The organism is Flavobacterium ardleyense, from assembly GCF_033547075.1.
Taxonomy (GTDB): domain Bacteria; phylum Bacteroidota; class Bacteroidia; order Flavobacteriales; family Flavobacteriaceae; genus Flavobacterium; species Flavobacterium ardleyense_A.
This window is the reverse complement of the sequence record NZ_CP137891.1, coordinates 2,119,142-2,145,092: the sequence shown is the minus strand read 5'-3', so window position 1 is coordinate 2,145,092 and position 25,951 is coordinate 2,119,142. Positions and strand designations below refer to the sequence as shown.

Annotated in this window: 29 protein-coding genes; 4 read left to right on the top strand and 25 right to left on the bottom strand. The window is 34.4% G+C overall.

The features are described from left to right. Window positions 1–286: 286 nt before the first annotated feature. From SBO79_RS09220 to SBO79_RS09170, 11 genes are all read right to left on the bottom strand, one after another. The gene (locus tag SBO79_RS09220) at window positions 287–1,408 is read right to left on the bottom strand and encodes an ABC transporter permease (protein ID WP_318640129.1); all 1,122 of its coding nucleotides are present in this window, start codon (window positions 1,406–1,408) and stop codon (window positions 287–289) included. A 44-nt stretch (window positions 1,409–1,452) separates the two neighbouring features. Continuing rightward, window positions 1,453–2,559, bottom strand: a complete 1,107-nt coding sequence (locus SBO79_RS09215; RefSeq protein WP_318640128.1) for an ABC transporter permease — start codon at window positions 2,557–2,559, stop codon at window positions 1,453–1,455. A 70-nt stretch (window positions 2,560–2,629) separates the two neighbouring features. Next, window positions 2,630–3,364 (bottom strand): ABC transporter ATP-binding protein, encoded by a 735-nt coding sequence (locus tag SBO79_RS09210; protein WP_318640127.1) that lies wholly within the window; start codon window positions 3,362–3,364, stop codon window positions 2,630–2,632. Window position 3,365: 1 nt separating this feature from the next. Beyond that, complete coding sequence (locus SBO79_RS09205; protein WP_318640126.1) at window positions 3,366–4,283, bottom strand: ABC transporter ATP-binding protein; 918 nt, start codon at window positions 4,281–4,283, stop codon at window positions 3,366–3,368. Window positions 4,284–4,406: 123 nt separating this feature from the next. Then, a complete protein-coding gene (locus SBO79_RS09200) occupies window positions 4,407–5,294 on the bottom strand; it encodes an HlyD family secretion protein (RefSeq protein WP_318640125.1) in 888 nt (295 codons plus the stop codon). Between the two features lie 27 nt (window positions 5,295–5,321). Next, a complete protein-coding gene (locus tag SBO79_RS09195; protein WP_318640124.1) occupies window positions 5,322–6,572 on the bottom strand; it encodes a TolC family protein in 1,251 nt (416 codons plus the stop codon). A gap of 4 nt (window positions 6,573–6,576) precedes the next feature. Beyond that, window positions 6,577–7,188 (bottom strand): TetR/AcrR family transcriptional regulator, encoded by a 612-nt coding sequence (locus tag SBO79_RS09190; RefSeq protein ID WP_318640123.1) that lies wholly within the window; start codon window positions 7,186–7,188, stop codon window positions 6,577–6,579. Between the two features lie 141 nt (window positions 7,189–7,329). Beyond that, on the bottom strand, window positions 7,330–7,500 hold the full coding sequence (locus tag SBO79_RS09185) for a hypothetical protein (RefSeq protein WP_318640122.1): 171 nt from the start codon (window positions 7,498–7,500) through the stop codon (window positions 7,330–7,332). Between the two features lie 179 nt (window positions 7,501–7,679). Further along, the gene (gene tnpA, locus SBO79_RS09180; RefSeq protein ID WP_318640121.1) at window positions 7,680–8,132 is read right to left on the bottom strand and encodes an IS200/IS605 family transposase; all 453 of its coding nucleotides are present in this window, start codon (window positions 8,130–8,132) and stop codon (window positions 7,680–7,682) included. A 211-nt stretch (window positions 8,133–8,343) separates the two neighbouring features. Continuing rightward, window positions 8,344–8,721: a hypothetical protein gene (locus tag SBO79_RS09175; RefSeq protein ID WP_318640120.1), complete on the bottom strand. Its 378-nt coding sequence runs from the start codon at window positions 8,719–8,721 to the stop codon at window positions 8,344–8,346. Between the two features lie 385 nt (window positions 8,722–9,106). Then, entirely contained in the window at window positions 9,107–9,610 is a 504-nt protein-coding gene (locus tag SBO79_RS09170) for a YqiA/YcfP family alpha/beta fold hydrolase (protein WP_318640119.1), read from the bottom strand. Between the two features lie 221 nt (window positions 9,611–9,831). Here SBO79_RS09170 and SBO79_RS09165 point away from each other — a divergent pair, with 221 nt between their 5' ends. Beyond that, the gene (locus SBO79_RS09165; RefSeq protein ID WP_318640118.1) at window positions 9,832–10,638 is read left to right on the top strand and encodes a T9SS type A sorting domain-containing protein; all 807 of its coding nucleotides are present in this window, start codon (window positions 9,832–9,834) and stop codon (window positions 10,636–10,638) included. Between the two features lie 107 nt (window positions 10,639–10,745). Here the strand turns inward: SBO79_RS09165 and SBO79_RS09160 are convergent, their stop codons facing one another. After that, complete coding sequence (locus tag SBO79_RS09160; RefSeq protein WP_318640117.1) at window positions 10,746–10,877, bottom strand: hypothetical protein; 132 nt, start codon at window positions 10,875–10,877, stop codon at window positions 10,746–10,748. A 354-nt stretch (window positions 10,878–11,231) separates the two neighbouring features. Here SBO79_RS09160 and SBO79_RS09155 point away from each other — a divergent pair, with 354 nt between their 5' ends. Further along, window positions 11,232–11,441, top strand: coding sequence for a DUF6132 family protein (locus SBO79_RS09155; protein ID WP_318640116.1), 210 nt, complete (start codon window positions 11,232–11,234; stop codon window positions 11,439–11,441). A gap of 88 nt (window positions 11,442–11,529) precedes the next feature. On the opposite strand, the gene SBO79_RS09150 is transcribed toward SBO79_RS09155, so the two are convergent. The 7 genes from SBO79_RS09150 to SBO79_RS09120 are packed head-to-tail and all read right to left on the bottom strand — an operon-like array spanning window position 11,530 to window position 16,864. Continuing rightward, window positions 11,530–12,027 (bottom strand): 4'-phosphopantetheinyl transferase family protein, encoded by a 498-nt coding sequence (locus SBO79_RS09150; RefSeq protein WP_318640115.1) that lies wholly within the window; start codon window positions 12,025–12,027, stop codon window positions 11,530–11,532. After that, on the bottom strand, window positions 12,024–12,269 hold the full coding sequence (locus SBO79_RS09145; RefSeq protein ID WP_318640114.1) for a phosphopantetheine-binding protein: 246 nt from the start codon (window positions 12,267–12,269) through the stop codon (window positions 12,024–12,026). The genes SBO79_RS09150 and SBO79_RS09145 overlap by 4 nt, the downstream gene beginning before the upstream one ends. Further along, window positions 12,256–13,542: a beta-ketoacyl-[acyl-carrier-protein] synthase family protein gene (locus SBO79_RS09140; RefSeq protein WP_318640113.1), complete on the bottom strand. Its 1,287-nt coding sequence runs from the start codon at window positions 13,540–13,542 to the stop codon at window positions 12,256–12,258. The genes SBO79_RS09145 and SBO79_RS09140 overlap by 14 nt, the downstream gene beginning before the upstream one ends. 1 nt (window position 13,543) lies before the next feature. After that, entirely contained in the window at window positions 13,544–13,975 is a 432-nt protein-coding gene (locus tag SBO79_RS09135) for a 3-hydroxyacyl-ACP dehydratase FabZ family protein (protein ID WP_318640112.1), read from the bottom strand. Window positions 13,976–13,977: 2 nt separating this feature from the next. Further along, a complete protein-coding gene (locus tag SBO79_RS09130) occupies window positions 13,978–15,030 on the bottom strand; it encodes a type III polyketide synthase (RefSeq protein WP_318640111.1) in 1,053 nt (350 codons plus the stop codon). After that, window positions 15,027–15,737 carry a methyltransferase domain-containing protein gene (locus SBO79_RS09125; protein WP_318640110.1) on the bottom strand — a complete coding sequence of 237 codons (711 nt, stop codon included), beginning with the start codon at window positions 15,735–15,737 and terminating at the stop codon, window positions 15,027–15,029. Before SBO79_RS09125 ends, SBO79_RS09130 begins: the two co-directional genes overlap by 4 nt. After that, on the bottom strand, window positions 15,737–16,864 hold the full coding sequence (locus SBO79_RS09120) for an NAD(P)/FAD-dependent oxidoreductase (protein WP_318640109.1): 1,128 nt from the start codon (window positions 16,862–16,864) through the stop codon (window positions 15,737–15,739). The genes SBO79_RS09125 and SBO79_RS09120 overlap by 1 nt, the downstream gene beginning before the upstream one ends. 434 nt (window positions 16,865–17,298) lie before the next feature. On the opposite strand from SBO79_RS09120, the gene SBO79_RS09115 reads away from it, so the two are divergent. Then, window positions 17,299–17,475, top strand: coding sequence for a BF3379 family histone-like protein (locus SBO79_RS09115; protein ID WP_318640108.1), 177 nt, complete (start codon window positions 17,299–17,301; stop codon window positions 17,473–17,475). Window positions 17,476–17,604: 129 nt separating this feature from the next. On the opposite strand, the gene SBO79_RS09110 is transcribed toward SBO79_RS09115, so the two are convergent. Continuing rightward, window positions 17,605–18,603: an OmpA family protein gene (locus tag SBO79_RS09110; RefSeq protein ID WP_318640107.1), complete on the bottom strand. Its 999-nt coding sequence runs from the start codon at window positions 18,601–18,603 to the stop codon at window positions 17,605–17,607. Window positions 18,604–18,607: 4 nt separating this feature from the next. After that, window positions 18,608–20,926 carry an outer membrane beta-barrel protein gene (locus SBO79_RS09105; RefSeq protein WP_318640106.1) on the bottom strand — a complete coding sequence of 773 codons (2,319 nt, stop codon included), beginning with the start codon at window positions 20,924–20,926 and terminating at the stop codon, window positions 18,608–18,610. 977 nt (window positions 20,927–21,903) lie between these two features. Between SBO79_RS09105 and SBO79_RS09100 the strand changes: the two genes are divergently transcribed. Continuing rightward, the gene (locus SBO79_RS09100) at window positions 21,904–22,371 is read left to right on the top strand and encodes a DUF6252 domain-containing protein (protein ID WP_318640105.1); all 468 of its coding nucleotides are present in this window, start codon (window positions 21,904–21,906) and stop codon (window positions 22,369–22,371) included. A 317-nt stretch (window positions 22,372–22,688) separates the two neighbouring features. Here the strand turns inward: SBO79_RS09100 and SBO79_RS09095 are convergent, their stop codons facing one another. The 4 genes from SBO79_RS09095 to SBO79_RS09080 form a co-directional block, all read right to left on the bottom strand. Continuing rightward, a complete protein-coding gene (locus SBO79_RS09095) occupies window positions 22,689–23,168 on the bottom strand; it encodes a hypothetical protein (protein WP_318640104.1) in 480 nt (159 codons plus the stop codon). A gap of 361 nt (window positions 23,169–23,529) precedes the next feature. Then, entirely contained in the window at window positions 23,530–24,216 is a 687-nt protein-coding gene (locus tag SBO79_RS09090; RefSeq protein ID WP_318640103.1) for an NAD-dependent deacylase, read from the bottom strand. A gap of 306 nt (window positions 24,217–24,522) precedes the next feature. Further along, window positions 24,523–25,410: an IS3 family transposase gene (locus SBO79_RS09085; RefSeq protein WP_318643393.1), complete on the bottom strand. Its 888-nt coding sequence runs from the start codon at window positions 25,408–25,410 to the stop codon at window positions 24,523–24,525. A gap of 8 nt (window positions 25,411–25,418) precedes the next feature. Continuing rightward, window positions 25,419–25,730, bottom strand: coding sequence for a transposase (locus SBO79_RS09080; RefSeq protein WP_318640102.1), 312 nt, complete (start codon window positions 25,728–25,730; stop codon window positions 25,419–25,421). Between the last annotated feature and the right edge of the window lie 221 nt (window positions 25,731–25,951).

Here is a 25,951-nt window from a genome sequence, read left to right as displayed (position 1 = left end):
AATTTTAATTTACCGCTAATATTCGTCCATCAATTGGACTTAGAGAATTGATGTTGAGAACGGCTTGTTGCGCTAGGGGTAGGAACGGCATCCTTTGCTGCTCCCAAAATTTATGTATAGAAAAGTCATCATCTTGGAGCAGCAAAGATACAGTGGATGACCCGGTTGTGGCTGTTATTGCGAAAACGTTCATTTGATTTTTTATAATATATCCTTCGCAATAACAGCTACAAAGCGCCCAAATGAAAATTATATTAGAAATAAGTCGCAAATAGCTTTTAGTAAATTAATTCGTTTTTTTATAACTCCAAACCGCCAATCCGTTCATCAAAAACGCGTAGAAACAGATTATGAAAAACTGTCTGCTAATGTCCGAAAATCCTGAACCTTTGAGCATTACCATTCTAATTACTTCAACAAAATAGCGGATTGGATTAAATAATGTCATATTTTGAGCCCAGATCGGCATACTTTCAATTGGGGTGAAAAGTCCACTCATTAAGATAAAAATAACCACAAAAAACCAAGCAATAAACATTGCTTGTTGCTGGGTATCTGTGAAATTGGAAATCAGTAATCCCATTCCCAGAATCACTAAAATATATACCGACGAGAACAAATAAATCAGCGCAATGTTTCCGATTATAGGAATTGCAAAGATGAGTTTGGCGATGATTAGCCCGACCGTTAAAATCAGCATTCCCAGGACCCAAAATGGAAATAATTTACCAATTATAAATTGGTATTTTTTGATGGGCGTCACATTAATTTGTTCCAAAGTTCCCATTTCCTTTTCGCGCACAATGTTCATTCCCGAAAGAAAAAGTGTGATCATTGTGACCAAAAGCACCAAAATTCCTGGCACCATATAGGTTTTGTAATTCAGCGTATTGTTGTACCAAAACGATGGAATAATTTCGATATTAATTGGTCTTGTTAATTGCTGATTTTGTTGGTAGGCGTTGATGAGAATTTCTTGGTTGTAACTTCTAATAATTTGGTTGACATAAACATTTTGTACGCCCGCTTTTGCGCCATCAATCGCGTTAATGTAAACTGCCAAATCAGCGGTTTCATTTTTGACTAAATTGCTTTCAAAGTTGCGAGGAATTTCTAAGATCACTTCTACCCTTCCTTTTTCCATCGCATCATCAGCGAGTTTTTTTGAAGGAAAATCTTCCACAATATTAAAATAAGTCGATGCTCTAAATCTGTCTAACAGTGCGTTTGAAGAAGTAGTTTTGTCATAATTTACATAGGAAAACTGAATGTTTTTAACTTCAAAAGTTGCCGCATTTGATAAAATCAAAAGCTGTAATAGCGGCAATACAAGGATTATAGGCAACATTCCTTTGTTGCGCATAATCTGCTTGAATTCCTTTTGAACTATATAAATTATTGTTTTCATTTCTCTGTCATATATTGATTTTGAATTAATTTTCGGTTGAAAACTTACTCTAATCGAATTTTATAATTTCGAATACTAAGCACGGTAAAAAACAAAGCCATAAAGATTAGAATTCCAGTTTCTTTCCACAATTGTGCAATTCCAACTCCTTTGAGCATTATTCCTTTTAAGATTATAATAAACCACTTGGCAGGAATGATATTGCTAATTACTTGGAGTGGCAGCGGCATACTTGATAGCGGAAATATAAATCCCGATAGTAAGATCACCGGAAGCATCAATCCCATCAGCGAAATCATCAGAGCAGCTTGCTGAGTTTGGGCGATTGTAGAGATTAAAACTCCCAAGGTCAGCGAGGTTATGATGAACAAAATACTTTCAAATCCTAGCAAGAATAAGCTCCCAACCACGGGAACATTAAAAACGAAAATGCTCAGAACGATAATTACAATTGCATTGATGATTGACAAGAATATGTAAGGAAAGACTTTTCCAATGATTACCAAAAAAGGTTTTAGAGGTGAGACCAATAGAATTTCCATTGTTCCCAATTCCTTTTCTCTAGTTATCGAAATCGAGGTCATCATTGCCGAAACCAACATTAATATCACGGTCATTACTCCAGGCACAAAGTTGAAAACACTTTTCAATTCTGGATTGTAATACATTTGAGATTGCGTCTTGATTTGGTAAGGACTTTCGATTCCCTGATTAAGTTCCTGCTGGTAATTTTGTAAAATCGCTTGGGTATAATTTGTAATGGTATTGGCCGTATTTGGATCGGTGGCATCCGAAATTACTTGAATACTTCCCTTTTTCTGTGCTTGCAAATTCTTGGCAAAATCTTTCTCGAAAACCAGAACTGCTTTTACTTTTCCTTTTTTAAAAACTTCTTCAATTTGATTTTCGCTGATGATTTCATTTTCAATATTGAAATATTTTGAAGCATTGATCTTATTAATAATCATTGTGGTTTCCGCATCTTTCGATTTATCAAGAATCGCAATTTCCACGTTATTAATTTCGTTGGTAATGGCAAAACCAAAGAGCATAATTTGCGCAATCGGCATTCCGAAAAGAATAAACATAGAGCGTCTATCCCGAAAAATGTGGTAGAATTCCTTTTTAACAAATCCGATAAATCGCTTCATTATATTTCGAAATAGATTTTAATATTCTCTTAAAAAACTTCCTTTCTTTTTGAATAAGTATATTTCTGAACTACTCTATATTTCGAGCTAATTTCAAAAACACCTCATTCATCGATTCCACATTAAACTGCTTTTTTAAATTTTTTGGCGTGTCCAAAGCTTCAATTCTACCATCAACCATAATCGAAACTCTATCGCAGTATTCGGCTTCATCCATATAGTGTGTCGTGACAAAAATCGTAGTGCCTTTGTGCGCTTCGGCATAAATTAACTCCCAAAACTGACGTCTCGTAATTGGATCAACTCCTCCAGTAGGTTCATCTAGGAACACAATTTTAGGTTCGTGTAACAATGCTACCGAGAATGCTAATTTCTGCTTCCAGCCTAATGGTAATGAGCCGACCAGTTCATTAACGACCTCTTGAAGAGTTAATTCTTCAACCAAAACCTTTATTTTTTCTTTAATTTGTTTTCGACTTAAGCCATAAATTCCGCCGAAGAATGTTATGTTTTCTTTGATAGTTAAATCATCATACATCGAGAATTTCTGACTCATATATCCAATACTTCTTTTCACCTGCTCTGTTTGGCTGATTAAATCCAGATTGCTTACCAATGCGGATCCAGAAGTCGGTGTCGAAATACCAATAAGCATTTTTATAGCCGTAGTTTTTCCAGCGCCATTAGCTCCTAAAAATCCAAAGATTTCGCCTTTATAAATATCAAAGGATATTTCTTTTACAGCTGTAAAATCACCAAACTGCTTGGTTAAATTTTTTACTTCTATGATTTTTTCCTTTTCCACTTTAGTCTACTTTAGATGAAATTGCCAAATCCATAAACACATCTTCAATCGTAGCTTCGGTTGGCTCAATGATTATATCGCTGTGGTTATTCTGATTTAAATAATCCTTTAAATCTTCGGGATTAAAATTCAGGTCTGAATCGGTATAGTGAATAAATTCGCCAAAAGCATAAACACTAAAACTGGACGGATAACTTTTCAAATCCTGAATAAGCTTATAGGTATCAGAACTGCCAACATTATAAATATTCTTTTGATGATTCGCAACGATATTTTGCGGAGTGTCGATTTCTAAAATTTTCCCTTCTTGTATCAGCGCGATTCTGTCACATAATGCCGCCTCGTCCATATAAGGAGTCGAAACTAATATGGTAATTCCCTTCTGTTTTAGTCGCTTGAGCATTTCCCAAAACTCTTTACGAGAAACCGGATCGACTCCAGTGGTTGGCTCATCGAGAAATAAGACTTTCGGTTTGTGAATCAGAGCGCAGCACAAAGCTAATTTCTGTTTCATTCCTCCCGATAATTTTCCAGCTCTCCGATTTTTGAAAGGTTCAATCTGAATGTAAATATCTTTTATTAAATCGTAATTCTCTTCGATGGTGGTTCCAAAGATTGTAGCAAAAAATTCCAAATTTTCTTCAATAGTCAAATCTTGATAAAGCGAAAATCTTGCGGGCATATATCCAACCGAATTCCGAATCGCTTTGTAATCCTTTTCTACATCATATCCCGCGACCGTCGCAACTCCTTGATCGGCAATAAGCAATGTGGTCAATATTCTGAAGAGCGTCGTTTTCCCCGCACCATCTGGCCCAATTAGACCAAACAATTCACCATCGCCAACTTCAAAGCTGATATTATTAACTGCTTTCAAGTTTTTGTAAGATTTCGATATGTTCTTTACAGAAATACTCATTGCTTTTTTTAATTTCGAATTTTAACTTATTTGTACTTTTCAGTATTTTTTTAATTTAGATTATTTCGATTTTTTTGATTTTTTAGCTTTCTCGAATCTTTAAATTTTTCAATCTTTAAATCTTTAAATCTCCTCCTTCACCCACATCTCCGCCGGCATTCCAATCTTTAAACTTCCATCATTATTAATTTTGACTTTCACCGCATAAACGAGATTTACTCTCTCCTCCTTCGTTTGAATAATCTTAGGCGTGAATTCCGCTTGTGATGCAATCCACGAAATTGTCCCTTTGAAGGTTTTCATCTCTTCTACTCCATCAATTTTCACCGTAACTTCTTGACCAATTTTGATGTTTGATAATTGTGTTTCGCTTACATAAACTCGCAAAGTCATTTCGGACATATCGGCAATTTTATAGAGTGGTTTGCCGAAAGCAGTAATTTCTCCCGCTTCGGCATATTTAGTCAAAACTGTTCCTCTGATGGGATTGGTAATTTTACTTTTCGCAATCTGATCATTGATTTTTTCGATTTGCACATCAATTGATTTTAAATCGCTCACGATAGGTGCATTCTGAGTTCCAACACTTCTCATTTGTGCTTCGATCACTTTTACTCGACCGTCAACTTCGTCCACTTGACGCTTGGTAGCAGCATTTTCGTCAAACATACTTCTCACTCGGTTTCTTTCGATTTGTGCAGATTTCAATTGCTCATTCAAAACACTTCTTTGCGAAAGCACATTTTCAGATTTAGACGAAACAGTATTCTTTGACGCAAGAAGTTGTTGTTTACTATAATATAATTGCATTGTATCGATCAAACCCACTTGATCTGGCGCTTCCAAAACAGCTCCTTCCTCAATATTTAGGAATTCGATTTTTCCATTCGATTCTGATGAAACCGTGATTTCAGTTGCTTCAAAGTTTCCGTAACCGTCAGCTCTGTCGTTGTCTTTAGTGCAAGAAATTATTAAAATACTTGCTATAATTGTTAAGGTTAGTTTTTTCATTTTAAAAGAGTTTTTAGACAAGTTTTCTTAATTCCCGCTGATTATTTTGTAATTAGATTTCGATAACGACAACTGAACTTCGTGCAATTTCAGAGTGTTTTTTGCTTCAAATAAGTTGGTGACTTCGGTCAAATATTCGGAAGTTGTGATCACTCCATTTTTCATCTGAGCATTCGCCGACTGTACAATTTTCTCGCGCGTTTCTATGATTTTCTGATCTGACAATAGAAGCTCTTGAATTTTATCCGAATCATTATTGACTTGATTCAGTTCCATTGCGTTGTTAAGCATAAAACTTTCTTTTTCAGATAAGATCATTTCTTTAGAAATTTCCAAAGCACTTAAATCCTTTCTGGTTTTTCCCCAATCCAAAATATTCCAATTTGCTTTTAATCCCACTATATAAAAAGGCTGAAAAGAATTGTCAAGCATATTTAATCCTGGGTTTCCGTAGCCTACTTGTCCGAAAGCATTTAGTTTTGGAAGTTGCGATTTAGAAACAAGCTCTTTTGACATGTCTAGTTGCTCGCTCTGCAAATCAAAAAATGTAAGTTCTGGACGTTTATTTTCTGAAGTACTAGCAGAATTTTCTGGCACAACAAGTTTCGTTTCCGTATCAATTTGAGTAGAAGTTAATTGAAAAAGGTTCTCAAACATCATTTTCTTTTCGTACTTGATTTCCGTTAATTGCTGAGTGATTTTAAGCATTTCGGCTTCAAGAATAAGTTCAGATGCCGGCAGAATCGCGCCGTATTTCACTCCAATTTTCACTTCTTTAATTTTTGCGGAAAGCAATTCACTTTTAGAAAGTAATAAATCGCGTTTTTCCTGTAAAAGTAAAATCGAAAAATAGTACTGATTAATCCGTGATTTCAGTTGGTATAAATTCACTTCCACCTGCTGTTGCTGCGTTTTTGACTGCGCTTGCTTCAATCTCGCATTAGCGTCAATTGTTCCGCCATTGTAGATATTCTGATTTATATCTAAGGTTGCACGATATTGATCTTTATTTATTGGCTCCATTCCGGGCATCGAAATTGGCAATCCAATTACTTCAGATTGATACGTAGCTTGCGCATTCAAATCGATTTTTGGAAGTTTGGCTTTATTGACCGATTCGATTTCCAAAACAGATTTCTGCCCGATCAGCGCAGATTGTTTGGCCAAAGGATAGTTTTTGTGCGCCAATTCGTAACATTCTTCCAAGGTCAAAGTTTCTTGCGCGGTGGCTAGAATGGGAATTAGGAACAAAATTAATATGACAAGATTGTTTTTCATTGCTCTAAATTTTTATCGAATTAATGATAAAAGACGATACTTCGGTTTTACGATCGAGTAGAATTTTGCTGTACTTTTCTTTATCAACATTTATCAAAGCCATCAATAAGGGTTGCCCGATGAATGGAAAAATATTTAGCGACAAAATATTAATCAAAAGTTGCTCTGCTTCGATTTCTCGTATTTCACCTTTTGCGATGGATTCAGAAACCTGATTACTAAATTTTTCCATCGAAGGAAAATTTGGTTGCGCGCGAAGTGTCTGCACAAACTCTGGATTTCGAGTCAATTCCTGAATTACGAAATTTGGCAAATACGGATGCTTAATTACGAATGAAACATAATTTGCAGTGAAGTTTTCAATTTTTTCAAATAAAGCTGAATCGTCATTTAAAACTTTATTTAGTTGAGGCGCTAATAATGAAAAGGCACTTTTAAAAACTGCTTCAAACAGTAATTGTTTGCTTCTATAATAGTAATGAAGCAGCGCTTTATTGATGTTGGCCTTATCCGCAATCTCCTGCATACGTGCGCCATCCATTCCTTTTTGCTGGAAAACATCTTTTGCCGCTTCTAAAATTTCAAGCTCTGTATTTTCTGTTTTGACCTTATCCATCTTGTTTAATTAAAAGGTTTAACCGTTTGGTTAACAAATGTAAGCAAAAAGAGTTTTGGAGCACTTATTATTAAATTAAACTTTTAAAATGATTTTTAGGGACTCAAATTATTGCGAGAAATTCTAAAATACTTAACGGCTTTAATTATAATGATTAGGAGCTATTCGCGCTTTCCACTGCAATTCCTCGTTGCAGTACTTTTTTTCCAATGCCATAAAAGGATCTTCCGTTGGTCGCTCTTTTATATCAGGAAAAAATAGTCCTGCTTCCTGCGGGATTTCCGCTTCAATCGCGGCTATGATCATTGGCATTTATTTGAATATTATTTTGGCATATTATACCACCCTTTCAGGGTTCACATGATTAAAAATGCATATTACGCATCCGATGGACTGCGTCCACCGCTTATTTATATCGTCCCTTCGGGACTTAAAAGTAATAAGTCCTGAAAGAGCGATATAAATCAACATAGCTTGAAGTGCTATAGATTCTAATCCCAAACATATCGCTCATCATAATCCACCTTATTCTCTTTGAGTAATAATTTAAACTCATTCTGAAAAGAAAGTTTATCGTGATGACTGTGTTGATTTTTAATGTAGTTCTTTACCTGCTCCACGTCATTTTGACTAACAGAAAAAGCGCCATAACCATCTTGCCAAAAAAAAGTGCCTAAGCTATCATCATTTGTTTTCATCCACTTTGACGAATTCGCTTTGATCTTCTGAACCAAAGTCATTAGTGCTAGTTTTTTTGAGAGCATGCATAAAATATGTATATGATCTGTGTAGCCGCCGACAATTAATGCAGTTGATTCGAAATCATTACAAATTGCAGCAACATAGCTGTGAAGTTTCAGCTCATAGGGAGATTTAATTAATGGTTCGCGGTGTTTTGTACTAAAAACGATATGAATATAATTTTTAACTAATGATTGCCCCATAACTTACTCTTTTAAAGCAGATTAAGATACAAAATTAAATCTATGCCTATAATTGATTATCAACTATAATTGTTCTAAAACTTATAATATTGCAATTGCATCTTACCTTACTTTCAATATTAGTTTTCAACTAATACTCTTCTCTTATTTTTTAGGCAAAAAAAAGACCGCAAAGTAAATTACGGTCTTTCAATTATATTATACTGAAAATCTATTCGAAGTGGGCAGAAATCATCTCGATAAGTTTTTCATCATCAATTTTTTGTGAAGTACTGTCTGTCGCTTCCACATTTTTATATTGCGGAGTTGCAGCAAGATATTTTGTAAATTCTTCTTGAATTTGACCAGTTCCTGTAAGGTGAATTTGATCAACATTCTCCATATGACTACAGATTTCTTTAAAGAACTTCTGTGTCATTGTAATTTCGTGGTTGTTTGCTGTATTCTCATTTGAATTAGGCGCTCCTCCAGCATTTTTCACTGTACCTAATACGACGAAATCACCTTCTGTGAGATCTTTCCTTCCAACTATTATTGCTTTATGAGAATCCATCCAAACACCGAATTGTTTTTTATTTTGATTTGACATTTTAATTGTTTTATTAATAATTATTAGTTGGAAAGGTAGTTTAATCTAGTTGGTTAAAAGTTATATTATAAAAAATTTATATATCAGCTTATCACTATTTGGCTTAAGCTTTTTTGTATAAGAATAGCACTGAAAAAATCATTTAAATTAAATTAAACCTACTTAAAAATTTCTTATTCGGTAAGGCAGAAACTTTCTATTTTATAGACGTCAGTGAAATGGTTGCCTTAAAACTAAATTTCTTAAAAAAATTTTATAGCTAACCTAATAATTCACTTCAACCGAAGGCAAAATCGCTTCTTTCTTCAAGCGTTATGATTAGCTAATGTGTTGCTTACAGATGTCATCTATCGAGTTGAAGCCTTTCGGCGAAAGCCAAAAAAAATTATGGACGCAAATTCAATTGTCTAAAAAACTCTTCTATTTCGGACTTAAAAATGTCATATTTTATTTGGTGTTTTAAATCTTTGTGAAGAGAAATTTTATAATCCGTAGTTGCCGCTCTATTTTGAGACAACCATTTTAAAGTATCATTTGCAGAAACGACATCGTCTAGACCGCCAAGTGCAAAATGCAAAATCGGCGATGCGTTGGTAGGATTTATTGCTGGAATATTTTGAACTACTTTAGTCTGTTGCAAAGCTGGATTGAAAAGTAGAGCTGGACATTTTACAGTATTGGCAAAGTAATAGCTCATAAAACCTCCCATACTGCTTCCAATAACGACATCAAAATTATGCTTATTCTGTAATAAAGTAAGCATTTCAAAAATTTTCGGGTTGTTGTAATAATCCATATCTGGCGCAGTAACTTGTCCAAAATTCTCTAGAACTTGTCTTTTAACGTCGCTCAGTTTACTTTCAAGTCCATGTAAGTATAATATTTTCATTGTTAAGGTTTTTATATTTATAGATTAAGTATTTGTGCGAAAATTAAGTAAAACTCAAAAGTGGTTAGAAATTTTATGTAGTAAATATACTATACAATACTGACATATTGTGACACTTGAAATGGAGAAAAGGAATTATTTCTGTTTTTAAATTCTGGGAAGAGTTCTGAACGGTTAATTAGTAAAATTGAGTAACTTACAGATTAATAAAATTAACTATTATGAAAACAATTACTTTAGCACTAGCATTTGTTTCACTTGGTATGCAAGCACAGGTTTTTCCGAATCCTTACTGCGCTATTAGCAGCAGTGGCACCACTACCGAGGAAATTACTTCGGTTGCATTTGGAGAGACGTTTTTTACAAATTCAGATTTCGATTCTATTTTGGTTAATAAAACATCCGAAGCAGCGTCTGTTGTACCTGGAATTAGTTATACACTTTCGGTGCAGGGAAATACTAAAGGCAACTTTGAAAACAAGATTGTTGCATTTATAGATTGGAATCAGAATAACGTTCTTGATGATGCGGGTGAAATTTACGAAGTTGGATCACTGATAAATTCAACTGGAAATGATGGACAAATGGCAACATTGATTATAAATGCGCCTTTAGAGCAACTTACTGGAACAACGCGAATCAGAATTGCTAAAATATATACTGACGAAGATTCTCCAGCAATTATCAATCCTTGCGCTATTGAAATGGATGCTTTTGGAATGGGAAATTTTCCAGGTTTTGGACAAGCGCTCGATTTTACAATTTCATTCGTTGAATTAGGAACTGAAACTTTTGATTTAAATGCTTTTATGGCTTACCCTATTCCGACAGCAGATATTTTGAATGTTTCGTATAAATCTGATATTGATAATGTGAAGATTTATAATATGCTTGGCCAACAAGTGTTGTCTAAAAATCTTAACCATCAGCATTCACAGATAAATGTGTCTACTTTGGCTGCTGGAAATTATATTGTACGATTATCTTCAGGAGAATTACAGCATAATTTCAGGATTATAAAGCTGTAAAAATTTCTTAATAATATTGATGAATCTAGATTAATCGCCATCTGTTTTCCGGGTGGCGATTGCTTTTTTATAAGATTTAAAAAGATTTTAAAATTTACGTGCACAAATCAAATTGATGAATCTTCTGGTTTTTTCTCATCATTTTTTGGCTTGTCTTTCTGAAATTCCAGTTTATAAACCAACCAACCAAATCCAACTACGAGATGTAGCAATATAATTCCGAATACAATATAATTCATAAGTGCATTTTTAAAAATTAAAGTCAGAAAGATTTACCTCCGCCACATTGATAAACAAAATTACGTCCTATCATTTTTAAGAAATGTGACAGTTATCATCTAAACTTATAAATTAAAATTTAAAGTAATATTATTTTGATTGTGACTAATGTTACACAGAATTCTATTTATTCAGAGTAAGTTTGTACCATATACCCGTTAATCTTTCGAGAGATCATAAATTCTACTTTAATTATTGATTGCATCATAATTTAAAGCAATATAGAGAAAACGGATTTAAAGTAATTGAAGAAAATTTTAACTTAGGAGTTAATGTACAATATCTCCTGATTTTTAAAACTTAAATAAAAAGAAATGATTAAGAGACAATATATAATTACAGGAATTGGTATTTTGGTGGGATTCGTTTTGGGTTATGCGTATTATCACTTTATAGGATGCGCAACCGGAAGTTGTGCAATAACTTCAAAACCTTTTAATAGCACTTTGTATGGCGGAATGCTGGGTGGTCTACTTTTTAATATGTTTGTAATTTCTAAAACGGAGGAAAACAGAGAGGATTAAGTATCTAAAATAACTTGCCATTTTATAAGGTGATGTTATCGCAGCGCATTTGAGGTTAACATGCAATTCGATTTTAATCTCATAATCGCTAACAACCATCCACTAAACTTATTCTGCGCTCAAATCGCCCGTGGTGAGTAATTGACACTGGCATTTTATTAATAGTCCTAAAAGGCAAACCATCAATTTTTACGATTTTATCATCTAAATTTATTTCTATAATTTTCTCGAAATGAGCTATAGAACTAGTAGCAATAGTATAGACATAATTTTCGTTCTGAATAGTTTCAGTGAAATACATTTTGTTGCCAATTGAAACTTTTCCCACGAATTTACCGATCCGAAAATCTTTTATTTCACAGTCCAATTTCCACGGAAAAAAACCTCTAATTCCTGTTTCGCGATTAAAGATTTTATAAGCTGCCTCTTTCATAGTCCACAATTTCCAAATTTCCAATTCCGGGCTTTCAGATTGTCGAATGAAATCTTGCTCGCTTATAGTAAAGATTTTTTCTATAAATCTCAGTCTTTGCCAATTGCTCTGCGTTTTTGCTAATTGCAAATCGACAATGTCATTACCGATCATTTTTTGGCTAGTTCTAGATCGATTATGGAAAGTGCTGCTTTTACGTTTAGCATTTTTTCCATTCCTTCATTATCTATATTGATGTCGAATTTCTCCTCGATATCGAGAATTATATCCACAAGATTTGCCGAATTTATTTCCAAATCCTTGATGAAATCTGTTTCCGGATTTAGGTTTTCAAGTCGTTCCGGTTTTGGAACATATGGTTTAATGATTTCTCTCAATTGATCAATTTGATTCATTTTTATATTTTTTTAAAATTACACATCCATTTACATCACCAAACCCAAAGCTAGCTTTTGCTAAAATATTAATAGGCTGATATAATGTATTTTGTGGTACTTTATTTAAACTAATTATTTCTAATATTTCAGGATTGAAATCCTCGCAATTGATTGACGGAAAGATAAAGTCATTCTGAATTTCTAAAATTGAAGCCACCAGTTCTACACTTGCTGCGCCTGACAAACAATGTCCAACCATCCCTTTTAAAGAATTGATATAGGGAAAATCGTCTCCACTTCGATTCAACGCTTTTGACCAATTTTCAATTTCGAAAGCATCTTTGGAAGTTGCTGTCAGGTGCCCATTAATAACGTCGATATCTTTTGCATCAATTCCTGCATCTTTCACGGCATCTTTGATACATTTCTGCACCGCCTCTGCATTCGGAGCCGTCATAGTACCCGAACCGCGTTGACCGCCAGAATTGATATTCCCACCGAGAATTTCGGCATAAATAGTTGCATTTCTTGCTAAGGCAGATTTCAAATCTTCTACCACAAACGCGCCTGCACCGCTTGAAGGCACAAATCCTGAAGCACTTTCGCTCATTGGTCGTGAAGCCATTTCAGGATTTTCATTATGCTTAAAAGTACAGACTTTCATAGCATCAAAACCCGCCCAAATATACGGTCCAGAATCACTTGTACTTCCCGCTAGCATTCGAAGTGCTTTTCCGGATTGAACTCTTTCATAAGCCATCAACAAACTTTCGGTACCTGTGGTGCACGCAGAAGAATTGGTGGTAACTTGATTTCCAAAGCCTAATTTCCCCGCAAGAAAGGCACTCACGCCACTAAGCATTGTTTGCGCAACCACCGTGCTACCTAGTCTTCGAGTTTGTAAATCGTCAATTTTGTAAATGCTTTCGCGAAATTTCTCAATTCCAGAAGTTCCAGATCCAAAGATTGTTCCGCTGTCATAATCTGGAGTTTCGGCAGATGCTATTTCTAAACCAGCATCTTTCCAAGCTTGCATTCCAGCAATTACACCGTACAAGATTCCAGATGCGTTCAAATTCCGCAATTCTAAGTCGGTGAAAAATTCTTTGATATAATTTTCATCCAAATCAGGTTTACCCGAAACCGTACAAGAAAACTTCAGATCGGCTAACTGCTGATCGAATTTGATTCCTGAAGTTCCGTTTTCAAGTGCTTTTTGGAACGCCACTTTCCCAACTCCATTTGGAGCAACAATTCCGATTCCCGTGATAACGACTCTTCTTTTTTCCATTTTATGAAATTATCATTCCAGCAATTGTACCGCGACAAACTTCTTCGTTTGCTTGATTAAACATCGAAACTTTGCACTTTAATTTATTAAATCTAAAATATACTTTTTCAGAAACTACTCTTGCTTTTTGATTCGGATATACTGGTTTTAAATATTCTATTTCACTTGAGGTTAAAGCAATTACGCTATTTGAATTAAATGAATCTTTCAATAGGTAAATACCCAAACAAACTACGCCAATTTGCGCCATTGTCTCGGTCAAAATTACTCCTGGAGTTACGGGATTATCTTTAAAATGTCCTTTGTAAAAATCTAGACTTTCGTCGAAAAAATACGTGCCTTCTACTCCATTTTCGTTAATTGCTATAATTTCGTCAACGAACAAAAATGGTTTTGAATAGGGTAGTTTTGAAAGTATTTCTTGATTTGTCATTTCTAAAACTCTAATAAAACGCGTTGAGCCGAAAATCCAGGGCCAAAACTAAGCATCACTCCTTTTTCGCCTTTCTTAGGTTTCTCGTCCATAATCTGTTCTAAAACGTACAAAACGGTAGCGCTAGACATATTTCCATAAAGTCTCAAAACCTCTTTAGTCGCATTGATATTCTTTCCTAAATCTGAAAATAATTCTTCGACCGTTTGCACGATCTTCTTTCCACCGGGATGAAATATCAAATGGTCAATGTCTTCTATCTTTAAATTATTCTTCGCTAAAAATGGATGAATTATATCTGGAAAATGTGATGCAATTGTGTTTGGCACTTCAATATCCAAAATCATTTGCAAACCTGAATTTGTCAATTTGAAACCCATCATGTGTTCATTATCGTAAAAATGGTACATTGACTGATCCAAAATCGTCGGACCTTCATCGTTTTCGTCCGAGGATAGCAGAACGCAAGCGGCGCCATCTCCGAAGATGGCCGCACTTACAATATTTGGCATCGAAAAGTCGTTCAACTGAAAAGTGGCCGAAGGACTTTCGACCGCAATAACCGCAGCTTTCTTATTTGGATTTGCTTTTAGAAAATTCTGAGCATAAATAATTCCCGAAATTCCTGCAGCACAACCCATTTCAGTGACAGGAAGTCGGATGATGTCTTGTCTTAGTTTCAGTTTATTAATTAGATAAGCATCCAATGACGGAATCATAATTCCGGTGCAACTCACCGTGATTATATAATCCAAATCCTCACCTTTCCAATTGGCTTTTTCGAGGGCCTTCTTCAAAACTTGCTCGCCAAGAATTGTGACTTCTCGCGCGTAAATGTCATTTTTCTCTTCGAAAGAAGTAGCAGTAAAAACTTCAAGAGGATCCATTATCGAATAGCGTTTGTCTACGGCGGCACCTTCAAAAATTTTTTTGACTTTCCTAATAAAACGATCGTCTTGACCTTCCAGCCAAACGTCTAGAAACGGAATTATTTCGGCGGTTGTTCTGGAATATTTCGGCAATTGCTTGGCAACTTTTATAATTTTTATACTCATATATTTTGAATAATCCATTGGTAGCGAAACGCCCACTTCCAATCGATGCTGTATTTTTTAAAATTTAATTTTTCTGAGAAAGCAACTAATTCTTCTTTTTTGAAACCTCTTAAAATCGAAACAAGACCATCTTCACGCGACATTCTATTGAGACCAAAAATTACACATAATAATTGAAACAATCGATAAGCCACAGCACTTCTTTGTAAATCATTTATAACAATTCCGAGTTTTGCCGATTTTTTAAAGACATTTAGAATGTCAACTATTTCATCATCTTTGAAATGATGCAAGGTTAAGGTACAAACAATTACATCACAATCAATTTTTGATGGTTGAATGGTAAATATATCTTCGCACAAGAAACTTATATTTTGATAATTTGCAGATAGCTTCTCAGCATGTTTGACAGTAAAAGCATTGGCATCAATTCCGATAAGTTTAAAGTTATAGCCATCTTGATTTCCAAAGTCAGCAATTGTGCGCAACATATCGCCATTTCCGCAGCCAACATCGACAATTGTCAATGGTTTTTTACTGCCTTTCGGCAAAATTGCTTTCAGTCCTTCTAAAGTTAACTTATTTCCCCCGAGCAATTGATTAATTTTGGCGATTTTGTCCAAAGCATCTCTTAGCTCCTCGCCTTCTAGCGAAAAGTCGTCCATGATCTCAGGCTCATCTGTTCGGAATTTCGTATTGATACTCATTAGCTAGGTTTAGGAATTAGTTTACCGTGGGTTTTCTTAATTATAAATCTAAATAAAGCAGGAGATTTTGCGACGGTTTTCAGACTTATTTTTGTTAACATTGGATTTAATAATAACGATGATAATATTCTGCCCATCGCAAGTCGGTTTTTAAAAGTTTGATTCCACTTTTTCTCATATTGCGCCTCTAATATTTTTCTCGAGAAATTTTCCTTTTTTAAAGCATCATCAATTAATTCAGAAGCAATTTTCGCGCTGTGAATCGCCATTGCCATTCCATTGCCACAAAGGGGATGAATTAGTCCTGCTGCATCTCCTATCATCAAAATATGATTTTCGACTGCTTTTTTTTCGTCGAATGAAATTTGACTAATAGTTAACGGATTTTCGAAAATTGATTCTGATTTTGCTAAAATATTTTTTAAACCCTGATTTTCAAAAAGGATATTCTCGGTAAAATCTGGAATATTTTTGAACTTCTTGAATACTTCTGTTTGAACTATATAGCAGATATTAATTTTGTCATCTTCAACTTTAGAAACTCCACAATAGCCACCGTGAAAAGGATAAAGACCAACTACTCTATCGTCAAACTGTCCAGCATAATGTGATTTAACCGCTAACCAGTGTGATTTCTTCTGAATAAAACCACGTTTTAAAGTCACATCAATATTGGAGCGTTTTCCGAAACTTCCAATTGCAATTGGAGTTTCAATTTCCTGACCTGAATTTAAAAGAATTTTAAAAAAACCATCCTGAAAACTAATCTCAGTGACGGATTCGTGTATAAATATACAGTTTTGAGACATCGCTTGATGATATAGTAAATTATCGAGCAAATACCTACTTATTCCAAATCCACCTAGAGGCAACTCAACTTCCGATAGATTATTTTGATCTATTTCTAATCTAAAAGTATTTATAGGATGGCTTTGCGCCAAAATATTATCGAGTCCAAGCCATTTATAATATTCAACAACTTCATTGGAAATATATTCGCCGCAGACCTTATGTCTTGGGTAGCGATTTTTTTCTATAATCGTAATTTGATGTCCTAATTTGGACAAATGAATTGCTGCTGTAAGTCCAGCTAAACCTCCGCCAAGAATGAGAATTGGAACTTTCATAGTTTGGTAAATATAGCGAAAGCAGTGTGCCGAAAGTTTTCGGTATGAGTTAAAATTTTACAGCATTTCTATTTGTAGTTAGAAACTAGTGACTTTCAAAAAACTTCTGAATGCTATTCTCGTGCAACTCATTGAAGCAAGGTTTTCTTGATTCATGCATCATAGCAAATCGACCTAGTTGATTAAAGCGACTTATCCACAGCTGCCAAATTACTAAAAGTAAAAACGCCTTGCCATCTAAGGTATTGAGAACATCACAATTGTTGCTAAGAAGAATGAAAGGCAGCTGGCCCAAAAATTAAAATGAAGCGCAAAATGGTATAGCTTTTTGAAAAATGTGCCAATTTAGGGCTTCTAACAGAAAATTTTCATCATTTAATCTTTGAAATATGCCATAGGTGCTGTATTTTTGTTTTTCACATTTAAACTTAATTATGAAAGATCTTATCGAAAAAATCAACGCTGAATTCCAAACATTTACTTCAGAAACTGATTCACTAACAGAAAAGGGAGTAAAAGCTGCTGGTGCAAGAGCTCGTAAATCAACTTTAGAGCTTGAAAAATTATTGAAAGAATTTAGAAAAGTTTCGATAGAAGAGTCAAAAAAATAATTTCAAATTATTTATTGAATTAAAGGCCGAGCAAATGTTCGGCCTTTATTTTTGAAAGCAAACAAAAATCCCGTAAATCAGTCGACTTACGGGATTATTTTTTGATGTTTTTCGAATTCAAATCCTACATTACTGTACAATTATCGACATGTCTACACGTCTCGCGTGCTGATCTGATGATTTTTTATCCTCACCTTTAAAGGATGTCAAAATTCGACTTTGATCAATTCCGTTATTTAAGAAAGCTTTCTGAACCGCCTCAGATCTTCGCATAGAAAGTCTTTTATTATAATCAGCCTTTCCTACTGGACTCGCCCACCCCTCTAGAAGCACTTTGGCTTCAGGATATGTGATTAAAATTTGCGTTAAATCTTGGACATATCGAAGATATTCAGAATTTACCGTTTCAGAATTGTTTGCAAAATAAACTTGCTGCTTAAAATAAGACTTTTCTTTTTCCGGTTTTACATTCTTAGGAGCTTTTAACTTAGCTTCCATATTCTCCAATTGCCTTCTAATATCTGACAAACTTCCTTTAAGATTGCTTAAGCTATCTGGATAGGAATTATTCTGCACAAAATTATTTCTGTTAGCTTCACTGCTCTTTAACGAATCAATCTTGAATTGATATTCGTCAATCTTCTTTTTATTTGAAGGAATTACAGTCGTCGAGCTTCCACGATCGTTCATATACATTGGATTTGTAGCATTTGATCCTCCCGGCATAATAATAGTAGAGTTATCTCTTGATCGTGACGGGTTGTTGTAACCACTATTATCATTTCGGTAGCCCAAATTATCAATTCGCTGATTAAGATACCTCAATTCCTGTAACACTTGCTGATTTGAAACTCCATTGTTACCATACCCTTGAGATCTTGAATCACGTTCATATTGCAATCTTAATTCGGCCAAATCCTGCTTTACATTTCTATTTTCTCTCTCCCTAAGTTGAGCACGTCTCGATTCTGCCACTGTCGTCAAAAATGAGTTCAGTTCAGATTTTGTCATTACAATACTACTTTTTTCAGAGGTCTTTTCGCTTTGCGCGAAAAGACCTGCTGAAGATAGTAAGCATACAGAAAGTAATATTGTCTTTACTTTTATAGTTGTATTTTGCATTGACATCTTATTAAAATTTAAATTTGTAACCAACCGATATTTGGTGAATATCAAAGAAATTATGCGCTGTATAGTCTGCAAATAATTTACCTCCCAAAATATTAAAAGTAGTACCCAAAACTAAGTTTGGTGCAAATGTACTTTCGCCCGCGGCTTGATTGTACCCTACTCCAATTCCTGCGTATGGCTCACCAATTATACCTTGATTCACTTGAAATGGCAAAACAACATTGGCATTAATTCCAAACCCAGTGTCTTTTCCTGGCGCGATGTATAAATCTGGCATAAATTTAAAAGGTGAATTTGAGAATGCATAATTACCTCTAATCCCTATTACCATAGCTGCGTCATCTGCAATTGCTACCCCAGTAAAAACTGAAATTCCTTCATTAACAACCAATCCTGTTGCAACACCTTTATCTTCGGTTTCCGACTTCACAATAGTATTACCGTCTTGGTCTGTTATTACTTTAGTCTCAGTTCCTTGCACCATAGGAAGTTGTTGTTGACTTTGTGATGGGTTGATGATGACAGTTTTGTCTTGGTTTGGATTTTGAATATTATTTCCAAAGTTATCCATTCTGTCGGTATTTCTTTCAATCTTTCTATCCAACTCATTTAACTTATCAAGAATTCTTTGTGATGCGTCTAGCTGACGGTCCGGAGATAGATTTTCTCTGTACGTACCAGTGTTCACTTCCAATAACAATCTTTCTAAACGATCCATACGATCTTCGGTAGATCTTGGTCCACGAGATTCTTGATCTACACCTTGAATCACTTTCTCGATCATATCCTCCAGTTCTTTTGGAGTCATTTGAATTCTAGATTCAAGTTCCGCATCTTTTAACCTGTCTACAGATAAAGGAGAATCTACTTTCGATTGTACTTCAATCTCGCGTTTGTCATTGTCCATCTGACGCTCTAATTGTTTCTTCTCTTCGATAATCTGAATCGCTTTTTCAGTATCATTGTTTTTGTAAGCATCTGATAATTCTGACTCTAATTCATCAATACGTTTTTGATATATTTTAGTTCTATCAGCGACTTTTCGATCAATTTCTCTTTGTACAATTGCATCTGTATTATCAGATTTTTTGCCTAATTGAAGACGTAGACCAACACTGTACATAGTATGGCTTCTTAACTCATCTGGCGAAATGATATTTTGTAAATCACTATCTTCTCTTTCAGATGTAAATAACATACTTGCATCTCCAAAAACTTCTAGATTTGTTCCAAGTGGCACATTTAATCCTAGACCACCTTTAGCAAAATATCCAGATGACGCACCAGTTAATCCGTCTTTTCCAACATACTTATTTTTATTCACGTTCAAGTATCCACCACCAACAGTTAGATAAGGGACAAGTCCGCGCGAAACGTTGAGCTTGGCTACAAAGTCTCCACCGTACATTGCAAGATCATCAAAGTCAAATGACACTTGCTCGTCCTTAGTTGCTTGATAGTAGTAACCTCTAATTCCAACATACTGATTTAAATCAAAACCAACTTTTCCTCCTAATAGATACGTATCTGCAAGATTACTATCGTTATCAAAATTGATAAATGCTCCAGCAGGTTCAAAAATTAATCGGAAATTACCTAAACCACCTGAAAATTTATTTCGATATGCTCTATCTAAGGCACTCATTTCTTCTGGACTACGACCTCCTAAATATAATTGTAAACCAGCCAATACTGACCAGTTGTACATTCTAGTATTGTCGTTGTCATTTAAATACCCTTCAATCCCACTCTGATCTTGTCCTTCTTGATATAGAATAGATGCAGGATCCATATTAAATACAGTGTTTTTTGCCTCTAGGTTAAGAAACAATCTTTCGCCTAATCTAATTTGAGTTCCCAACCCAAGATTTAAATAAATTTGCTCTGATTCTAATTCGCTTTTTTGCGAAGCATCGGTTGCTGCAACGTCAACTTTTAAATTTTGAACCCCTGCCCCTAAAGTAAGGTATGGAACAAAAGTACTGCGAGTGGGAATATTAACTTTGAATTCCCCCCCAAATCGCTCGATATCAACCGATCTTGCGTTAAAATTATTAACAAAATCTTGGTCAAAAATGTCTAGATTATTGACAGTATTTTTTAAATCGGCAGATCTTTCATAAACGCCTCGAAGTTCAATCGATTCGCCAAATCCAAAACCTACTCTAGCACCGTACATTAATCCATCGTCAATAGCTGTGTTTTTATCAAACCAATTATAGCTCGCGGTAGGTTGTAAGGTTACGGTAATATCTTTCATCTGAGCGTGCCCATAAGCTGATAAAAAAGCCAAAGCACAAGTAGTAATTATTCTCTTCATAGTTTCAATTTTTATAATTAAAATTTAAAATTCCAAATCATTAATAAAAAATATTGTAATATATTTAAAATTATGTTTTTAATTTAAAGCAAAGGTATTGGTAAGATGATTTAATTTCTATGACATATATCATAGATCAGCATACATATTATTTAACACTTGAGATATTAATATAGATCAGTTAAATTTTCGCTCTAGTTAAGGTTTAAAGTTTGCATCCTGACAGTAATTTTAAATAATATTGTAAGTAATATCCTAATCATCTTATCTTGTTACAAACATAATTCAATTTAGCACCTTCTTTTTTATAAGAAGAAGATTAATAATTATATAATTCGGCTATTGCTCTAAATAGTGCAAATTGATTCTTTTAAATTTTAAAAGCCAGGTAAGTGAATATTAAATTTGTCTACTATCTAACAAAAGAACTATTTCGATTTTTTTGTCGACACACTCTCACAAAACTCGCTCAAAAATTTTTTATAATTGATCGATAATTTCAGTTTTGATATAAAAAATTTTCCTACAATATACATTGGAAAAATCTAGAAATTGTTTTGCGATTTCAAGCTATATGTAACATATCTTTACAATCTTGCTACCAAGTGAATTTAGTGGAAGTAAGTTGATAATATCAATTTTAAAATTGATTAACTTATATACGGACTTCTGCGGCAGGGGTTGCAGCGGCATCCTTTGCTGCTTAAACATTATTTGTGCAATACTACTAATTACGATCTATTCTGTGACAACTAAAATTGCTAGCAGCAAAGATACAGCGGAAGACCCGGTTGTTGCTGTGAAGAATGAAACAGCAACAAGCCGCCCAAAAAAAAACGTGAAAAATGTAAATAAGTTATAATATGGACAAAAATATTTAGAATTCTCCAGTTATTTTTGGATTCGTGGAAAGAGAATAAATCTTGTCATTTCGACGGATAAAAAGCCTACATTTAGCACTTATTTATATTTTAATTATGAAAAAAATATCCGCAATAATCCTTGCACTTTGTTTTTTTACACTATCAAGTTGCTCATCGGACGATCCTGTTCCTGTTGATGAAACGCCGGAAATATATCTGAAATTTTTCGCAAATAATCAACAATTTATTTTTGAACCTGAAACTTTTACATCTCTCCAAAAATTGATTAATGGATATATATTTGCCAATGATTCTATTACTCGTGTATCATTATGGATGCCGGTTTCGCCAAGTGTAGGAACACACCAACTGCAAAATGTGTCTGCTACGACTACTAATATCGATACATTATACAGTGCAAGTTTTTGGCTAGAAGATGATGTGTTTGTAGCTACAACAGGCAGCATTACGATAAGTGACATCGATACTGATTATATTAAAGGAACTTTTAGTTTTACAGGAACGAGCAGCGATGGGGCAACAATAACAATTAGTAATGGTACTTTCATTGCGTACAATTAAGCTAAATATTTTTAATTTTCAAAAGGCTATGTAAAAAAAATATCTATATTATTAAATATTTTTTTTTACATTATAACCTGTTTTATTCAGTAAAAAATTGCAATTATTTTCACAAAGAATAAAGAAAATAATATTTTTACTTTTTCTTTTTTTAATATAAAAAAATATAGTGTCTTATTAAAAAATTTATATTTTATTTAAAATAATTTCGCCTCTCTTAGATTATTATTTCTGTTGGATCTCGCGGGCAAAATCATTCAATCACATATTATGGGACAGCTTTTATTTGTTTTTATAATTGACTTCCGATTACTAGACTAATTCATAGGTTCATTGTAAATGTAACTAACTTTGGCATCAGAAACTACAATCTGCTGGTTTCCATCATCAAATTTTCCCGAAAATGATCCGTAAAAACACCATTCGGTATTCATTTCGACATTACTTTGAATTTCAGCTTGATTTAGTTCAGAATTAAAAGTGAGGCCATCTTTGTACTGATGCCAAGAAATTTTTTCAATAATATTCTCACCCGTCTTTTTAAATCGTAGCGTTATAAATCCTCCCTGCTCAAGGTAAGGTTCTGCCTGATATCGGTGGAAGTACAACTCTAATCGATGTCCGTTTCCTTCTAAATCGATACCATAACCTAGAGCTTGAAAAGTCTGCAATTCACCATCAACAATCATCGTAATGTTAGGCTCTCTGCATACTTGATGTTCATCGTCCTTTGAACATCCCACACTTACAATCAGAAAAAATAAAGTTGCAAGGCTACTAACGATTTGTGATTTCATATAAATTGAATTGTTATAAAAGTATTTAGTTCTATGTTTTTTAGAAGCGATGCTTTGTTAAGATAGTAGAAAGAGTTAGCAATATAATCTTTTCTTACTAATATTGTTTCTCGAAATATATAAAATATAGAGTATATAATCCTTATAATTAATCTCCAAATATCAATTATTAAAAATTCAACATAATGTGCAGCATCAATTTCTTAATAAAAACATTCGCTATTTTACTTGCATATTGATCTTAAAGATAAAACATGCTGTACGAATTCTATTGCACTTGCAGAAATGCAGCATCTAAAAATCTTTCAAGAATATTTTATATTGTTCGAGATTTCTGGATTTAAGGTACAGCGCTATTTTTCTATGGTAAATACTCTTCAATCAGAATTTGCATCCCTACAGAAGCCTTTTCTTTTATAACCAATAGATTAATTCCGTGATCTACAGACGGATTCGGGTCGATATAAACGGTCTCACTTTCAAACGGTACCGAAAGTAGTAGTGAAGCCGCGGGATACACGACCATCGAAGAGCCTACAATCACGAATAAATCGGCAGATTCTGTGATTGCAAACGCCTCATCCATCTTAGGCACCTGCTCACCAAACCAGACAACAAACGGCCTGATTTGACTACCATCTTCGGCCAAATCACCAATTTTAATCGCTTTATCGTAGGGATAAAATTTATTTTCATCCTTGCAACTGCGGCATTTCATCAGTTCGCCATGTAGATGCACCACCTTTGTAGAGCCCGCTCGCTCGTGCAAATCATCAATATTTTGGGTGATTACCGTCACATCATATTTTTCTTCCAATTTGGCAATAAGCAAGTGCGCCTCGTTTGGCATAACTTTCTGCAATTCGGCATTTCTAGAATTGTAAAAATCTAAAACTAGCTGCGGATTTTTGGCGAAACCTTCTGGCGAGGCTATCTCCTCTATCTTATGATTGTCCCACAATCCCGATTGCCCTCGAAAAGTACTTAGCCCACTTTCTTGACTAATTCCGGCGCCGGTAAAGAATACGATGTGTTTTTTCTTGCTCATAAATAATTGTTGTTTTGAGAATTCTGAACAGTGATAAATATAATGATTTTTTTAATGGCAGCTTTCACGGGAGAGTTCCTTGCGCCGACACTCGGCTGTACAGTGTGTCTCTACCCCTACAGCTTTTGCGGTAAAATACATCTAGACACGTTGGCAGCAGAGGATGTGCTTAGCTAAATCACTTCCCTCGATATTTTGGCAGAATGGCTTTAATGATTGAGTTTATTCATTTCCGCTTTCACCCAAAAAGCAGAGCTGTTTTGACCCCTATAAAACAAGAGTATTATTCTAAATTTCGATTATTAATTATGCGGTTAATTTTTTCATTAAAATTAGATGTTTATCAGCGCTCCATTTCTCCATAGGAGTTATTCTTCCTAAAAGTCCGTGAAGCCTTTGATTGTTGTAAAATGGTACAAATCGTTTTAATATTTGCTCGATTTCTCCAAACGTGCGATAGTCGAACCTGGCGAATACTTCTTTCTTTAGAATACCATGATAAGCTTCTATATGAGCGTTTTCTTCTGGTGTTGCAACGTGGGTGAATTCCTGCTGGACACCTATCAAACCTAAATACTCGCGCACACTTTTAGCTATAAACTGACTTCCATTATCGCTTCTAATAACGACACTTTCAGGATATTGATAGTCTTCAAAGAGTTGTGAAAGCAATTCTATAACATGATTTTGTTTTATAGTGAAAGAAAAATAATCTATTAAAATTCTTCTAGTATGAACATCAATTATAGATAGTAAATAAGCATTTTTACCAACATTTGGCACCCACACCATTTTAATATCCATCTCTAGACATTGCAAAGGTCTCGAGGTATAAACCTTTCTAAACTTCACGAATTTACGACCAGAACCACTTCTACTAATTCTATTCTCGAGTTTTAATAGACCTTCCTCTTTCATAATTCGGTATAGTTTTTTATGATTTATCTTGTAGCCATCTCTTTTTAAGTAGCTAGTCATCAGTCGATAACCACAGTCTATAAATTCGTGTTTTAATATCTTTTTAATAGACTTTACAACCACGCACTGGCTTACAAAACCTTTAGTTTGATGAAAAGTGGTTGTTGTGGCAGTATTTCCTTTTCGACCAAGGCTAGGCTTCCTATAATAGCTACTGGCAACTATGCCTACCATCTTTATGATTTTAGCTTTACTACATTTATACTTCGCATAGATAATGTCTACTAAATCTTTCTTGGATCGGATGTCCCAAACTTTTTTTTTAAAAGCTCTCTTTGTACTTCCAACTCAATTTCCCGATCGCTTAAGAGCTTACGCAGAATACGATTTTCCTCAACCACTTCTTTATGCTCCTTCGTTTTAGTATCGTATGTCACTTTTAAGCCAGCCTCTCCTTTATGCTCATGCTTTTTCTTCCAATTATATAAAGTACCTGTACTAACGCCATATTTGCGGCAAGCCTCCACAATACCTATTTCTTCTGAACTAGCTAATATTTCTAGCTTCTGATCTAAAGTCCATTTCTTGTATTTCATATCTCAAATATATAAGTTTGAAATTTAAAATAACACTCCGAACTTATCGGGGGCTAAACTAAGAGCTATACCTTTCAGATATTGTCTTTTGCACACTTTTTGAAACTTCCAAAAGTGTAAAAATTTTGCGATCGTTAGAGATTTCAGGCATATTAGAATAATAAAAATCTAGATTGCCGTAAAGCTAAAGCAAAATTATGATTTGCAAACAATGATTGTGT

What these genes read in the sequence shown, in the direction of transcription:
- SBO79_RS09165 (WP_318640118.1), top strand. Translation starts at nt 9,832, where the DNA reads ATGAAAACAATTACTTTAGCACTAGCATTTGTTTCACTTGGTATGCAA.
- SBO79_RS09195 (WP_318640124.1), bottom strand. Translation starts at nt 6,572, where the DNA reads ATGAAAAACAATCTTGTCATATTAATTTTGTTCCTAATTCCCATTCTA.
- SBO79_RS09160 (WP_318640117.1), bottom strand. Translation starts at nt 10,877, where the DNA reads ATGAATTATATTGTATTCGGAATTATATTGCTACATCTCGTAGTTGGA.
- SBO79_RS09090 (WP_318640103.1), bottom strand. Translation starts at nt 24,216, where the DNA reads ATGAGCAAGAAAAAACACATCGTATTCTTTACCGGCGCCGGAATTAGT.
- SBO79_RS09105 (WP_318640106.1), bottom strand. Translation starts at nt 20,926, where the DNA reads ATGAAGAGAATAATTACTACTTGTGCTTTGGCTTTTTTATCAGCTTAT.
- SBO79_RS09190 (WP_318640123.1), bottom strand. Translation starts at nt 7,188, where the DNA reads ATGGATAAGGTCAAAACAGAAAATACAGAGCTTGAAATTTTAGAAGCG.
- SBO79_RS09220 (WP_318640129.1), bottom strand. Translation starts at nt 1,408, where the DNA reads ATGAAAACAATAATTTATATAGTTCAAAAGGAATTCAAGCAGATTATG.
- SBO79_RS09205 (WP_318640126.1), bottom strand. Translation starts at nt 4,283, where the DNA reads ATGAGTATTTCTGTAAAGAACATATCGAAATCTTACAAAAACTTGAAA.
- SBO79_RS09080 (WP_318640102.1), bottom strand. Translation starts at nt 25,730, where the DNA reads ATGAAATACAAGAAATGGACTTTAGATCAGAAGCTAGAAATATTAGCT.
- SBO79_RS09125 (WP_318640110.1), bottom strand. Translation starts at nt 15,737, where the DNA reads ATGAGTATCAATACGAAATTCCGAACAGATGAGCCTGAGATCATGGAC.
- SBO79_RS09170 (WP_318640119.1), bottom strand. Translation starts at nt 9,610, where the DNA reads ATGAAAATATTATACTTACATGGACTTGAAAGTAAACTGAGCGACGTT.
- SBO79_RS09140 (WP_318640113.1), bottom strand. Translation starts at nt 13,542, where the DNA reads ATGGAAAAAAGAAGAGTCGTTATCACGGGAATCGGAATTGTTGCTCCA.
- SBO79_RS09100 (WP_318640105.1), top strand. Translation starts at nt 21,904, where the DNA reads ATGAAAAAAATATCCGCAATAATCCTTGCACTTTGTTTTTTTACACTA.
- SBO79_RS09200 (WP_318640125.1), bottom strand. Translation starts at nt 5,294, where the DNA reads ATGAAAAAACTAACCTTAACAATTATAGCAAGTATTTTAATAATTTCT.
- tnpA (WP_318640121.1), bottom strand. Translation starts at nt 8,132, where the DNA reads ATGGGGCAATCATTAGTTAAAAATTATATTCATATCGTTTTTAGTACA.
- SBO79_RS09130 (WP_318640111.1), bottom strand. Translation starts at nt 15,030, where the DNA reads ATGAGTATAAAAATTATAAAAGTTGCCAAGCAATTGCCGAAATATTCC.
- SBO79_RS09215 (WP_318640128.1), bottom strand. Translation starts at nt 2,559, where the DNA reads ATGAAGCGATTTATCGGATTTGTTAAAAAGGAATTCTACCACATTTTT.
- SBO79_RS09175 (WP_318640120.1), bottom strand. Translation starts at nt 8,721, where the DNA reads ATGTCAAATCAAAATAAAAAACAATTCGGTGTTTGGATGGATTCTCAT.
- SBO79_RS09150 (WP_318640115.1), bottom strand. Translation starts at nt 12,027, where the DNA reads ATGATCGGTAATGACATTGTCGATTTGCAATTAGCAAAAACGCAGAGC.
- SBO79_RS09115 (WP_318640108.1), top strand. Translation starts at nt 17,299, where the DNA reads ATGAAAGATCTTATCGAAAAAATCAACGCTGAATTCCAAACATTTACT.
- SBO79_RS09135 (WP_318640112.1), bottom strand. Translation starts at nt 13,975, where the DNA reads ATGACAAATCAAGAAATACTTTCAAAACTACCCTATTCAAAACCATTT.
- SBO79_RS09110 (WP_318640107.1), bottom strand. Translation starts at nt 18,603, where the DNA reads ATGTCAATGCAAAATACAACTATAAAAGTAAAGACAATATTACTTTCT.
- SBO79_RS09095 (WP_318640104.1), bottom strand. Translation starts at nt 23,168, where the DNA reads ATGAAATCACAAATCGTTAGTAGCCTTGCAACTTTATTTTTTCTGATT.
- SBO79_RS09145 (WP_318640114.1), bottom strand. Translation starts at nt 12,269, where the DNA reads ATGAATCAAATTGATCAATTGAGAGAAATCATTAAACCATATGTTCCA.
- SBO79_RS09185 (WP_318640122.1), bottom strand. Translation starts at nt 7,500, where the DNA reads ATGCCAATGATCATAGCCGCGATTGAAGCGGAAATCCCGCAGGAAGCA.
- SBO79_RS09120 (WP_318640109.1), bottom strand. Translation starts at nt 16,864, where the DNA reads ATGAAAGTTCCAATTCTCATTCTTGGCGGAGGTTTAGCTGGACTTACA.
- SBO79_RS09155 (WP_318640116.1), top strand. Translation starts at nt 11,232, where the DNA reads ATGATTAAGAGACAATATATAATTACAGGAATTGGTATTTTGGTGGGA.